At 65.2% G+C, this 12,755-nt stretch carries 10 protein-coding genes and 1 pseudogene; 6 read left to right on the top strand and 5 right to left on the bottom strand.

Translation table 11 applies throughout. The features are described from left to right. The first annotated feature begins 25 nt into the window (after nt 1-25). From M9H71_RS12080 to M9H71_RS12065, 4 genes are all read left to right on the top strand, one after another. Nucleotides 26-1,015, top strand: a complete 990-nt coding sequence (locus M9H71_RS12080; protein ID WP_455405246.1) for a FecR family protein — start codon at nt 26-28, stop codon at nt 1,013-1,015. A gap of 164 nt (nt 1,016-1,179) precedes the next feature. Beyond that, a complete protein-coding gene (locus tag M9H71_RS12075; RefSeq protein WP_455405245.1) occupies nt 1,180-3,345 on the top strand; it encodes a TonB-dependent receptor domain-containing protein in 2,166 nt (721 codons plus the stop codon). Nucleotides 3,346-3,369: 24 nt separating this feature from the next. Continuing rightward, entirely contained in the window at nt 3,370-3,855 is a 486-nt protein-coding gene (locus M9H71_RS12070) for a GNAT family N-acetyltransferase (RefSeq protein ID WP_455405244.1), read from the top strand. Between the two features lie 150 nt (nt 3,856-4,005). Beyond that, on the top strand, nt 4,006-6,318 hold the full coding sequence (locus M9H71_RS12065) for a TonB-dependent receptor (protein WP_455405243.1): 2,313 nt from the start codon (nt 4,006-4,008) through the stop codon (nt 6,316-6,318). Here M9H71_RS12065 and M9H71_RS12060 read toward each other — a convergent pair. Further along, entirely contained in the window at nt 6,288-6,431 is a 144-nt protein-coding gene (locus tag M9H71_RS12060; protein ID WP_455405242.1) for a hypothetical protein, read from the bottom strand. The two genes, M9H71_RS12065 and M9H71_RS12060, sit on opposite strands and share 31 nt — an antisense overlap. Between M9H71_RS12060 and M9H71_RS12055 the strand changes: the two genes are divergently transcribed. Both M9H71_RS12055 and M9H71_RS12050 read left to right on the top strand, forming a co-directional pair. Then, nucleotides 6,430-6,732: a DUF2218 domain-containing protein gene (locus M9H71_RS12055; protein ID WP_455405241.1), complete on the top strand. Its 303-nt coding sequence runs from the start codon at nt 6,430-6,432 to the stop codon at nt 6,730-6,732. The genes M9H71_RS12060 and M9H71_RS12055 overlap by 2 nt on opposite strands. A gap of 125 nt (nt 6,733-6,857) precedes the next feature. Continuing rightward, nucleotides 6,858-6,995: pseudogene (locus M9H71_RS12050) on the top strand (IS5/IS1182 family transposase); the annotation flags it as partial. 112 nt (nt 6,996-7,107) lie between these two features. Here M9H71_RS12050 and M9H71_RS12045 read toward each other — a convergent pair. The 4 genes from M9H71_RS12045 to M9H71_RS12030 form a co-directional block, all read right to left on the bottom strand. Next, the gene (locus M9H71_RS12045) at nt 7,108-8,181 is read right to left on the bottom strand and encodes a thermonuclease family protein (RefSeq protein ID WP_455405240.1); all 1,074 of its coding nucleotides are present in this window, start codon (nt 8,179-8,181) and stop codon (nt 7,108-7,110) included. A gap of 406 nt (nt 8,182-8,587) precedes the next feature. Further along, on the bottom strand, nt 8,588-10,165 hold the full coding sequence (ggt, locus tag M9H71_RS12040; protein ID WP_455405239.1) for a gamma-glutamyltransferase: 1,578 nt from the start codon (nt 10,163-10,165) through the stop codon (nt 8,588-8,590). An 84-nt stretch (nt 10,166-10,249) separates the two neighbouring features. Further along, on the bottom strand, nt 10,250-11,911 hold the full coding sequence (locus tag M9H71_RS12035) for an ABC transporter ATP-binding protein (protein WP_455405238.1): 1,662 nt from the start codon (nt 11,909-11,911) through the stop codon (nt 10,250-10,252). Beyond that, nucleotides 11,908-12,747 (bottom strand): ABC transporter permease, encoded by an 840-nt coding sequence (locus tag M9H71_RS12030; RefSeq protein WP_455405237.1) that lies wholly within the window; start codon nt 12,745-12,747, stop codon nt 11,908-11,910. Before M9H71_RS12030 ends, M9H71_RS12035 begins: the two co-directional genes overlap by 4 nt. Between the last annotated feature and the right edge of the window lie 8 nt (nt 12,748-12,755).

Genomic DNA, 12,755 nt, shown 5'->3' with positions numbered 1-12,755 from the left:
GCACAGCGCGAGAGATGGCGTGGAGATGAACACCGCATCGAATGACGACGACCGTCAGCGGGCGCTCCAGGAGGCGACCGAGTGGTTCGTCCGCCTCAACAATCCGCTCGTATCGGACGAGACCCGCCGCGCTTACCAGACCTGGCTCGCGGCGGATGTAGCGCATCCTGAGGCGATGCACGAAGTCTCGGAGCTCTGGGGAGCGCTCGATCAGCCGGCGGCGCAGCTCGCCGCTTCCGGATGGCACCGCGACGCACCGGCGCCAGTCCCGACTCCGCGCCCTCGCCAGCCAGCAAAAATCGGCGTGAAGTTCGCCGCCGCTTCGGCGGTGGTGGCGCTGATCGCGGCGATCTTCATGTGGCGCGATCCCGGCCTCATCGACCGGGCCTTTGCAGATGCGGCCACGCGCCCTGGTGAACGGCGCGACGTGCGCCTCGCCGATGGCTCGTTGGCGGTACTCGACGGCGACACGGCGCTGAACAGCGACATGGCGGGCGGTCGCCGCGTCGTGACCCTGCTGCGCGGCCGCGCTTGGTTCGACGTCGTTGCCGACTCCGCACGTCCGTTCACCGTGCATGCGGGACAAGTCGACGTTCAGGTGCGCGGCACCGCCTTCGAGGTCGACCGCGAAGCCGCGGCGGTGACCGTCGAGCACGGCCGGGTTGCGGTCTCAGGGCCTCAGACTGCGGATCTCCAGGTCGATCTGACCGATTGGCAGCGCGTCGCGTTCCAGAACGGTAGCCTCAGCACGCCAACCACGATCGAACCGGACCAGGCATTCGCGTGGCGACGCGGCCTGATCATCGTCGACCGCGCGCCGCTGTCGCAGGTGGTCAAAGAACTCGACAAGATGGCGCCCGGTCACGTTCTGATCGTCGATCGGCAACTCGAACGGACGACGCTGTCCGGCACCTTCCGCGCCGACGATCAGGAGTCGGTGCTGGAGGCGCTCCGCGCCACCCTTGGCGTGCGTACCCTGTCGGTGCCCGGCGTGGCCACGCTGATCTACCGGTAATGCTTCTCAGTATTTTTACGGGTTTTGCCTCGCACGCACGTTGATCAGCGAGGGCTCTGAACGCGTACCCCTCGACCGTCGTGGGGGACGTCAAGACAATGCGAAGATTTGCCAGTGTCGCCGGATCGAGGTGCGGGGCCTCCCTCTGTGCGTTGGCACTTCTCGTGACCGCGTCCGAAGCCCGGCCGCGAGCGGACGCGACGTTCGACTTCCGGATCGAGCCCAAGCCGCGCCTGTCGGCGCTGGCCGACTTCACGACGACAACAGGGATTCAGGTCGTTCGGCTTGGTGGAAGTGCAATCAGCGGTGCCTCACCCGCCGTCAACGGCCTACTCGCGGCCGAAGCCGCGCTGCGTGAGATCCTCTCCGGATCGAACCTCGCCTATCGCTTCACCGGCCCCCGCACCGTCACCATCGAGTCGGCGCCCGACGCCGCTATCGCGCTCGAAACGATCAGCGTGACCGAAGTCAGCATCGGGCGCGGCGGCGTCAGCGAGATCGACATCACGAGCGCCGATATCGAACGCCGAAATGCGACCGACCTCAGAGGTGTGTTCCGCGGCGAACCAAGCGTTGTGGTCGGCTCGTCATTGCCGATGTCCCAAAAGCTCTATGTTCAGGGAATCGAGGAAACCAATCTGGCGATCTCGATCGACGGCTCGCGCCAGAACAACAAGGTGTTCCACCACAACGCCACCACGATGATCGACCCCAGCCTACTCAGGGCGGTGCGTATCGATGCCGGCGTGGCGCCAGCCGATGCCGGCCCCGGCGCGCTCGGCGGCGCAATCTCATACTTCACCAAGGACGCGCGAGACTTCCTCTCCGCGGACGGTTTCGGCGGTTCGATCAAGTCGACGTTCAACTTCAACGGCAACGTCTCGACCTCGAACCTCACCAGCTATAGCCGTCAGGGCGAATTCGAGGCGCTGGGCTCGTTCACCTATGGCAAAGGCAGCGAGTTTCGAGCCGGTAACGGCGACCAGGTGCTCGGCAGCGCCACCAATGTCTTGAGCGGGCTCGGTAAGCTCGCCTATCAGAACGCCGACGGACATCGCTTGTCCATCAGCCACGAGCAGATCCGCGACGACGCCATCCGGCCGTTCCGTGCCAACGCGGTGCAGATTTACGGCTCGCAGACGACGCCGCTCGTTCGCCCCTACAAGCTCGACCGGCAAAACACCGTCGTCAGCTACTCCAATGTCGCTCCAGAGGGGTGGTGGAATCCGACTGTCGTGCTTGGCTACAACCGCACCCGGGTCGCGGTCGATCAGTACGCCGGTGCCACGCCTGAGACCTACAGCTACACCAGCGAAGGCGTCACCGACAGTCTCAACGGGAAGCTGGAGAACAAGTTCGCGCTGCCGATCGGAGACATCGTCGCCGGCATCGATTTCTATCGCGACCGCGCCAGATCGATCGAACGGGCTTATCGAACTGCCGAGACCGCCGACAATGTCGGCGCCTATGCTCAGGCCCGGCTGACACTCCTGGACAACGCCAAGCTGTCGTTCGGGCTACGCGGCGACCATCAGCAGTTCGGCGGCATTAACGGCTTCCGCTCCAGCGACCGGGGCTTGAGCAGTAATGTATCGGGCGACTATGCCCTGACCAGTCACCTGACCGCGAAGGCAGGTTACTCCAACGTCTGGGCCGGCGTTCCGCTCGCAGAAAACTACGTCCAGAACCCGGCCTGGAACTACGGCACCGGGCCGCGTTCGGTCACCTCGGACAACGCCACCGCCGGCCTGGTGGCGCACTTTACGAGCTTCCGGATCGAGGGCGGCGTATTCCGGACTCGAATCCGGGATGCCCGCGTCCCGCTGTGGGGCACCGACATGGCGCTGCGCGCCTTCGATGTGCAGAGTCAGGGCTTCCACGTCGGCGGCGCCTACTCTTGGGACGATGGCTTTGTTCGCCTGCAGTTCGTTCGCACCGATGCGACGATCAACGGCAGGCCCGCCGACAGCTACCTCGGCAAGTACCTGACCGCTCCGATCGGCGACATCCTGACGGTCCAGGTCGCGCACAGCTTCGCGTCATCGAGCCTGACGATCGGCGGTGATGTGGAGATCGCTTTCGAGGACGACAGCCTGCTGAACCCTTTCACCGGGATCGGACGGCTCGACGGCTACGAGGTCGTCAACGTCTTTGCCGAACACCATCCGTTCGCCCTGCCCTCGCTCACGCTTCGCGGCGAGGTTCGCAATCTGTCGAATCAGACCTATGCGGCGCGCGGCACTTACGGCCTCGAATACGGCAGCGGCGTGGTGCGGCCACTCTATGACCCAGGCCGCTCCTACCTCGTCAGCGCCAAGCTGACGTTCTAGCTGGCCCGCGCCATGGACAACAACATGCATGTGATCATTCGAGCGATGCGCCGGGAAGATACGGCCGACATCTACGACATCGTCAATCAACACGCCTTTCGGTTCTGGACTCTCGCCCTTCCCTTCGAGTCGTTCGAAACCATCGTCAAATGGCTGGAGCCGCAGTCTCCGCGCGACCTGCACTACTCGGCGGAGTTGGATGGACGCGTCGTCGGTGCGTCCGCGTTGCGCCCGTTTCTTGGGCGCCGCGCCCACGCCGCCGAATTCTGGATCGGCGTTCACGAAAACTACGCCCGCGTCGGCATCGGCTCGAAGCTGCTCGCCGCGATGATCGACACCGCCGACAACTGGCTGAACATCAAACGGCTGGAGATGACGGTGTTCACCGACAATGTCGCGGCGCTGGCGCTGTACGCGAAATTCGGCTTCGCGATCGAGGGTACGCACAAGGCCGCCAGCTTCAGAGACGGCGAGTTCGTCGACGCCCATTGCATGGCGCGGCTGCGATGAACTGCTGCGTCTTGCCTCGCATCCGGCCTCGGGACGCCGCTCGACGCGGCCGCGAACCGTGGCCGCAGATCGCAGCTGATCGCCCGCACACTTCCGCGGCGCGAAGATAGCCCTCCACGACATTCCACGAAGAACATCTCGGAGACATTGATGAGAAAGAAAGCTGGTCAGGTCGCTCTATTCGTTTCAGGCTTAGGCGTGATGCCGCTCGCCGACGGAGCCTTGGCGGAAACTTCGTCCCGATCGACGAACCTTCCGCCGATCGAGATCCTCGAACCGCAAGCGCGTCAGCGCGCAGCGAGCCGGCCTACGAGCACCGCAGCCAATCCGCGCCGCGTGGCGTCCCGTCCCCGCGCGCGGCAGGCCGAGGCGGCCCCGGCGGTATTCCCCACGCCCGGCGTGCCTCAGACCGGAACGGTCGGACAACCACCAGTCCCCTATGCCGGTGGTCAGGTCGGCAGCGGTGCAAGGCTTGGCCTGCTCGGCAACACCTCGATTTTCTCGGCGCCTTTCAACATCACCAGTTTCACCTCGAAGCTGATGGAGGATCAGCAGGCGCGGAGTATCGCGGACGTGGTGCTGAATGATCCGTCGGTGCGCAACGACGCTCCTCCGTTCAGCGAGCGCGACTCGTTCTTCATCCGCGGCTTCTCAGTGACCAACCTCGACACCGCCTATGACGGGTTGTTCTATCTCGCCAACCCGCGGCGCAGCTTCCTCGAGGGCATCGAGCGGGTCGAGATCCTGAAAGGCCCGAGCGCGCTGCTCAGCGGCGGCACCGCCCGGGTCGGCGGCACGATCAATCTGATCCCGAAGCGGGCCGGCGACGAACCACTCACGCGCCTGACCACTGGCTGGATGAGCGACTCCCAGATCTGGAATCACATCGATGTCGGTCGCCGCTTCGGCGACTTCAAGGAATGGGGCGTGCGCTTCAACGGCTCCTACCGCAATGGCGATACGCCGCTGGACCTCAACTCGGCTGAGGTAGGCGTCGCCTCGCTCGGCCTAGATTATCGCAGCGAGGACTTCCGCGCCTCGCTGGACCTCAACAGCTCGGTCCAGCACATCAATGCGCCGACGTCGCTGTTCAACTCGGCGGCGCCGAACATCGTCATTCCGCCCGCGCCCAACGGCCGCATCAACACCGCAAGCCGCGACGAGTACATCGACAGCCGCTACAAGATGATCGCCGGCCGCGCCGAATACGATATCCTGCCGGATACCACGCTGTATCTTGCCGGTGGCGGCAGCATCTACAACGAAGACTTCCTCACCTCGTCCTACCGGATCACCAATTTCAATGGGACGGCGACCAACACGCTGGCAATCCAGCCGCAGGAGCTGCAGGGCTATACCGGCGAGATAGGGCTGCGGTCAAAATTCAGGACCGGCGTGATCGGCCACCAGCTCAACATCTCGGCGGTCGAAGCCAACAACGAGCTGTATCGCGGCGGAACGCTCGGCTTCACGCCGTACAGCTACGTGACCAACATCTACAATCCCGTGCGGCCACGACCAGGGGCGTTCCAAACCAGCGGCTTCGCGCAGTCCGACGACCGGCCTCTGCTGTCGCGGCTGACCGCTCGTAGCGTCGCGGTCTCCGACACGCTTTCGTTGTTCAACGATCGGCTGCTTCTGACCCTCGGCGGCCGCTGGCAGGACATCGCGCTCAGCGGCTTCGTCACCGCAGCCGGGCCAACGCAGGGAACCCGCTCATCCTACTATAACGAAGCTCGCTTCAGCCCCGCCGTCGGCGCCGTGATCCGCGCAACGGACGAGCTGTCGATCTACGGAAACTATATCGAATCGCTCGACTCGGGACCGACGGCGCCGGCGACGGCGCGAAACCCCAACACGGTGTTTCCGCCAATGGTCAGCAAGCAACAAGAAGTCGGCGCCAAGTATGATTTCGGTTTCGTGGCGCTGACGGCCTCACTGTTCCAGATCGAGCAACCCAGTGCCTACACCGACCCCACCACCCGCATCTTCTCGGTCGACGGGCTGCAGCGCAACCGCGGTGTCGAATTCAACGTCTTCGGCGAACCTTTCAAGGGGTTCCGGCTGCTTGGCGGCGTCGCACTGATTGATGCCAAACTGGTGTCGACGATCGGCGGCCGCTACAACGGCAACGACGTGCCCGGCGTGCCGACCACCTCGCTGACCCTCTACGGCGAATACGATCTACCGGCTTGGATGGCTCCGGGCGTCACCCTCACCGGTCGCGTCATCCACACGGCCGATGTGTTCTACGATCAAGCCAACACGCAGACCGTGTCCGACTGGACGCGGGTCGACCTCGGCGCCCGCTACACGTTCGTGGCCCCGAACGGCAAGCCGGCGGTACTGCGAGCCACCGTCGAGAACGTCGCAGATACGGCTTACTATCTGTCGGCTGCCCGCGGCTATTTGGCCGTCGGTGCACCTCGCACCTACATGGTGTCGGCGACCTTCAACTTCTGATCGCCGATCGTGCGGCGCGCGGTTCGGCAACGCCATCCAAACAAAGCGAAGCGGCTCAGGCGGCGCCCGCCTGAGCCGTTCGTCACCTCAATACCAACATCGAGATCGCGCATGAGCTCATCATCAACCTACAGCCCACAAATGGCCCACACCGCCTTACCAACAGCCCACGCCAGCCGCTATCTTCAGCAACTCTGCAAGCACTGGGCGCACAAATTCGAAACCGAGTTCGATCCGATTCAGGCCCGAATTGCTTTGCCGCTCGGTGAGGCCAGGCTGACCGCAACACCAGATGCCCTATTGATCGATCTGACCGCGACCGATGCGGCCAACATGACAACCTTCCAGGAGATCATCGGCAGCCACATCGAACGCTTCGCGTTCCGCGAGGAACTTCGTTTCGTTTGGAAGTGAGGGACTACCTGCCAGCCAACGATAGAATCGCGCGTGGGTCGACCTAGAGCGGCTGTTGAAAAAGCCCCTGGCGGCGGGTCTCTGGTCGTGATTCCCTTCGATACGGATGCTTCGAGAGGAAGACGATGCGTGGAAGCGACGAACGATCTGGGGCGTTGTTCAGCTATGTAGACCTGGAGGCTCGGGTTCGGCCCGACCATCCGCTGCGGACGATCCGGCTACTTGCCAATGCGGCGCTGGCTGACCTTTCAAGGGACTTCGACACTGACCTGCTCCTGAATTTTTACTCCAGTTAGAGTTAGAGTCCGACCTGACGAGGACGGACAGACGCATCGAGCAAAGCGTCCTCAGCGATCGTCTCGATCGTAATCTGACTCACTTCTTGGACGCCCGGCATCCCGCCGTCTCGGCCTCCTTGACGCTGCAGAACCAGCGCTTGCCCGGTCCCATCTTCAGCTTCGCGTACAAGCGACTAGCTGGCTGATAGTAGGTACACTGACCGGCCCGACCGAAAGTGCCCTTGAGGACGCATTCCGTCGAAGGCGCTTCGGCTGTCGACGCGGTGCCCCGCAGAATCTCGAGTGCGCTGCCCGGGACGCTGGCGGCGCCGATGATTTTCGTCTGGTTATTTCGGCCGCGCCAATCCGCAGGTGCGATGAAAGCGCCCGACCAGAGGCCGCTCTGCGCGTCCCGAGCGATGGCTTCAGTCGCTTCATAGGCGCGGGAAGCACTGATCAGCGCCAGCGCCCATCCGGAGCGTACCATCCACTCTTCAACGCTCTCGGCGTTGGCAGAGCAGCTTCCGAGCGACCTGCCGTATTTGTCGTGACCGGCAACTTTGCAGGTCCATGGCTTCTCGCCGAAGCGCTTGGCGAGTTCGTCACGCGCGGCGAGACCGCAGGTCCACCCGGTGCCCTTCTCGTCGACGCAAATCTGGTCCGTTTCCGGCGCGTCGATTCCCTGCAGCCGAATCTTCCTGCCGCTGATCTCGACCGTGTTGCCGTCGATCACGAGCGGCATGCCGGCGATCTCGATCGGCTCCTCACCCGGCAGGCAGACATACTGCGTGCTGTGCATGCCGAGGCACCGTGCTGCGCCGAGGGTGAAGTCGATCTTCACGCCGAGGTCGCGCGGTTTGCCGTAGGGGCCGCGATCGTTGACCCGAATGCTGCAGCTTCGGCCGTTCACCGGGTTGGTGACCAAGACGGTGGTGCCGAGGGGATATTCGTGGGAGGCTGCGGTCAGACCGTCATGGTTCATCGGTTCGCCGCTGCTCGTCCGCGAACCGATCGTATACAGCGACGCCAGGACCTCTTTGCCAGCACCGCACTTGCCTGTCCTGTGCACGAAGCGATGCACGGTGTCCCAGCCCCGCGCATCGGCCACGCCGGGAGCAAGCGCAATCAAGGCCGCTGCCGCGCAGGCCACCGCTTTCGACAAGATTTCCATTCCAACCCATCGCCTCCGACGGCGCGGCTTAGCACAGCCGCCCGCAGATTGAAGCTGCGGCGCCTGTCAGGAGCCATCCCGCCACTGCCGCCCGACCAAAGCCGGCGTGCTTGCGTCAGCGCCGACGATCAGAACTCATGGCTTTTCTGGGCGAAAATTGGGTCAAGACGATCTGGAACCGATGCGCGCCTCCAGAAGAAGCGACTCGCAGCTTCGGGAAGGGTGGCGCGCCCCATGCGCGAGGCCGAGCCGCGCAGCGAAAGCTGCGGGGCCCCAGCAACGCGCCAGATCGGTGCGCATGACGCGCGGTGACACACGTCAGGAGAAGGCGAGCTCGTTGCAGTTCGCCGGAATCGAGACCGTGCCGATCCGGCTCGACTGATCGCGCTGCAAATGTCGCCCAGTCTCAGTAGCCGAGTGCCACGCCGTCCTTGCGATGGTCTGACGCGCCGAGCAGAACGCCGCGGGCGCGATCGATCCGGATCGCCTGGCAGCCGCCGATCGCTTGCTCGGCCCAGCGCACGGCGTGGCCGCGGCGTTGCATCTCGTCGTGGATCTCCCGGCTGATCGTGGTCTCGAGCGTCAGCTCGCCGTCGAAGCAGAAGCTGCGCGGTCGCTCGGCCGCGGCCTGGATGTCGAGACCGAGGTCCAGCACGTTCGAGAGGAAGTTCGCGTGCCCTGCGGCCTGATAATGGCCGCCCATCACGCCGAACGGCATCACCGCCTGATCGCCCTGCATCAGCATGCCGGGAATGATCGTGTGCATCGGCCGCTTGCGGGGTGCGAGCGAATTGGGATGGCCGGGCTTGGCGCGGAAGCTCCAGCCGCGATTGTGCAGCAGCACCCCGGCGTTGGGCGCGTAGATGCCACTGCCGAACGGCGAGAAGATCGAGTTGATCAGCGACACGGCGTTGAGGTCGCGATCGACCACGGTGACGTAGACCGTGTCGCGATGTTCGGTGTCGAGCCACGGCTGCGCCCCGCCGGCGCGGTCCATCGTGATACCCTGCCGGATCTTGCCGATCAGCGCATCCGACAGGAAGCGGGCGGGTTCGAGCGGGTGGACCGCCGGATCGCAGAAATACGCATCGCGCGTCGCATAAGCGGCCTTGGTCGCCTCGGCGAGCAGGTGAATGCGGTCGGCTTCGCTCAGCTTGCCGACGTCGAAGCCTTCGAGCACGCGCAGAATCATCAGCGCGGCCAGCCCCTGCCCGTTCGGCGGACATTCCATCACGGTGTAGCCGCGATAATCGGCAGAGATCGGCGTCACGTCCTCGCCGCGATGGGCAGCGAAATCATCGACGTTGTGGGCGCCGCCGAGCTTGCGCAGCACCGCCACGATCTCTTCGGCGACCTCGCCTTCGTAGAAACCTGCTCGGCCCTCGCGCGCGATCTTGCGCAGCGTCGCGCCGAGCCGCGGCTGGGCACGGACGTCGCCGATCTCGGGCGCGTTTCCGCCGGGTAGAAACTGCGCCGCCGCGTTCGCGTCGATCTCGACGCGCGCGCGAAACCTTCGCCAGTCGGACGCGACGCGCGGCGTGACGCAGAAGCCCTCCTCGGCGGCCTCGATCGCCGGCGCCAGCACGTCGGCGAGCGGCAGGCTGCCGTGACGCTCGATCAAGGTGCACCACGCGTCGATCGCCCCCGGAATGGTCACGGCCTCGGGCGATGTCGGCGGGATGTCGCGCGCCTCGCCGCCGGCATATTTCTCCGCGTCGGTGCCGGCCGGGGTGCGACCGGAACCGTTCAGCGCGATCGGGCGGCCGCCGCGCGGCGCGATCAGCGCGAAACAATCGCCGCCGATGCCGGTCATCTGCGGCTCGACCACGCCCTGGATCGCGACCGCGGCCACAGCGGCGTCGATCGCATTGCCGCCGCGACGCAGGATGTCGACCGCCACCAGGGTGGCGCGCGGATGCGAGGTCGCCGCCATGCCGTTCTGCGCCACCGCGAGCGAGCGGCCGGTCTTATGGAAATCGCGCATTCTGTTTTCCCTGTTGGATTGGTTCGCGGCTCAGCCGCCGGCAGCGGAGGCTCCGCTGCGCATCAGATCAGCCAGAGCATGCGGCTACGCGGTCATGACGTCGTCCTGCACCACCGAGGCCTGCGGGCCGGCGAACAGGCTACGTCCCGGGATCGCGTCCAGCAAGGCGCGGGTGTAGGCGTGCTGAGGCGATGTAAAGACCGACTGGGTATCGCCCTGCTCGACGATCTCACCACGGCGCATCACCACGATGCGATCGGCGATCTCGGCGGCAACGCGCAGATCATGGGTGATGAACAGCATGGCGAGATTCATTTCCTCGCGCAGCTCCGCCAGGAGATCGAGAATCTGTGCCTGCACCGAAACGTCGAGCGCAGACACCGCCTCATCCGCCACCAGCACCATCGGCTTCAGCGCCAGCGCGCGCGCGATGCAGATGCGTTGCCGTTGGCCGCCGGAGAATTCGTGCGGATAGCGCTCGGCAGCGCTCGCTTCCAGCCCGACCCGCGCCAGCAGGCGTTTGGCATCCGCGATCGCCTCCGCCGGCGGCACACCATAGGCCATCGGTCCGCGCGCGATCGCGTCGCCGACCTTCTGACGTGGATCGAGCGCGGCGAACGGATCCTGAAACACGATCTGCACCTTGCGGCGCATCGCCCGGAGCTGGCTGCCCCGGAGCTGAAGAAAGTCCATCCCGGCGAATTCGATGGCGCCAGCGTCGGGCTCGATCAGGCGCATGATGATGCGGCCGAGCGTCGATTTGCCGGAACCGGATTCGCCGACGACGGCGACGGTCTCGCGCGGGCGCAGGCTAAGCGCGACATCGCGGACCGCAGGCACCGTGCGGTGCGGCCGGAACCAGCCCTGCGCCGTCACGAAGGTCTTGTTCAGCCCGTGCGCGTCGAGCAAAGGTTCGCCGTCGAGGTGACGGTCGAGCCCGACGCCCGGCCGTGCCCCCGGCACCGCCGCGATCAGCGCCTTGGTGTAGTCGTCCTTCGGCCGTCGCAGCACCTCGTCGACACTGCCCTGCTCGACGACGCGGCCTCCCCGCATCACCACCACCCGGTCGGCGATGTCGGCCACCACGCCGAAATCGTGCGTGATGAACAGCACGCCCATGCCGCGTTCGGCCTGTAGCCGCCGGATCAGAGCCAGAATCTGCTTCTGGGTGGTGACGTCGAGCGCGGTGGTCGGTTCGTCGGCAAGTAGCAGCGCCGGATTGTTCGACATCGCCATCGCGATCATCACCCGCTGACGCTGGCCGCCAGAGAGCTGGAACGGATAGCTGCGGACCAGCGTCGCCGGCTCCGGCAGCCCGACCGCCGCGATCAGTTCGAGCACGCGCGCATCGAGCTCAGCGCGACTGGGCCGCGGGTTGGCGTGGGTCAGGATCGCTTCAGCGATCTGATCGCCGACCCGCGCCAGCGGATTGAGCGCGCTCAGCGGTTCCTGGAAGATCATCGAGATTGCACCGCCGCGCAGGCTGCGCATTGTGTCTTCGTCCGCGTGCGCGAGGTCCGTGCCGCGAAACCGGATGGCGCCGCCCCCGATCGACAGGTTCGGCGGCAGGAGCCCGAGCACGGCATGCGCGGTGATCGACTTGCCCGAGCCGGACTCGCCGACCAGACAGACGATCTCGTTGCGCTGCACGCTGAGCGACACGTCCGCGACCGCGTGGCTGCGATCACCGCCCTTCGGCAGCGCAACCGACAGGTTTTCGACGGACAGAAGGATATCGTCGCTCATGCGTTGCGCGCCTTTCGCGAGATGCGCGGGTTCAGGGTGTCGTTCAGTCCCTCACCCACCAGATTGATCGCCAGCACGGTCAGCACGATCGCGATGCCGGGAAACATGCTCATCCACCACGCCTGACGGATCACCGTGCGCGACGCGCCGATCATCAGCCCCCACGACATCAGATTTGGATCGCCCAACCCCATAAAGCTGAGCGCGCTCTCGATCAAAATCGCCGTCGCGATCGTCAGCGACCCGGTGACGATGATCGGCGAGATCGCATTGGGCAAAATGTGGCGCAGCGCCACCACCATCGGGGCCTGCCCCTGGCACACCGCAGCCTGAACGAATTCACGGCCACGCAGCCGCATGAATTCCGCCCGCGTCAATCGCGCCAGCGGCGGCCAGCTCACCACGCCGATCGAGATGATGACGTTGGTGAGCGTCGGCCCAATCGTCGCCACCAGCAGGATCGCCAGAACGAAGCCCGGAATGGTCTGGAATAACTCGGTGACGCGCATCATCAGATCGTCGACCCGACCGCCGAAATAGCCGGCGATCGCACCGATCACAACGCCGATGCACAGCGCCGCCAACGTCGAGGCGACTCCGATCGTCAGCGACACCCGGGCTCCGTAGGCAATGCCCGCAGCGACGTTGCGCCCGAGCATATCGGAGCCCAGCGGCAATCCCTCGCTGGCAGGCGGCTGGAACGGCGCCGCCACCATCTCCCAGGGATCTTCGGGAAAGATCACCGGCGCGGCGACCGCAAGCACGATCACACCGAGCAGGATCACCAGACCGATCACGCCGGTCGGATGAGTGAGGAAGGTCTTCACGCGATCCATCATAACCT

It is taken from the genome of Rhodopseudomonas parapalustris (assembly GCF_053772255.1).
Note: the sequence above shows the minus strand (reverse complement) of the source record. Positions and strands in the feature narration are given on the sequence as shown.

Coding starts and splice junctions, on each gene's coding strand:
- M9H71_RS12035 (WP_455405238.1), bottom strand. CDS start 11,911: ATGAGCGACGATATCCTTCTGTCCGTCGAAAACCTGTCGGTTGCGCTG.
- M9H71_RS12045 (WP_455405240.1), bottom strand. CDS start 8,181: ATGGAAATCTTGTCGAAAGCGGTGGCCTGCGCGGCAGCGGCCTTGATT.
- M9H71_RS12080 (WP_455405246.1), top strand. CDS start 26: ATGAACACCGCATCGAATGACGACGACCGTCAGCGGGCGCTCCAGGAG.
- M9H71_RS12070 (WP_455405244.1), top strand. CDS start 3,370: ATGCATGTGATCATTCGAGCGATGCGCCGGGAAGATACGGCCGACATC.
- ggt (WP_455405239.1), bottom strand. CDS start 10,165: ATGCGCGATTTCCATAAGACCGGCCGCTCGCTCGCGGTGGCGCAGAAC.
- M9H71_RS12060 (WP_455405242.1), bottom strand. CDS start 6,431: ATGCGCGATCTCGATGTTGGTATTGAGGTGACGAACGGCTCAGGCGGG.
- M9H71_RS12055 (WP_455405241.1), top strand. CDS start 6,430: ATGAGCTCATCATCAACCTACAGCCCACAAATGGCCCACACCGCCTTA.
- M9H71_RS12030 (WP_455405237.1), bottom strand. CDS start 12,747: ATGGATCGCGTGAAGACCTTCCTCACTCATCCGACCGGCGTGATCGGT.
- M9H71_RS12065 (WP_455405243.1), top strand. CDS start 4,006: ATGAGAAAGAAAGCTGGTCAGGTCGCTCTATTCGTTTCAGGCTTAGGC.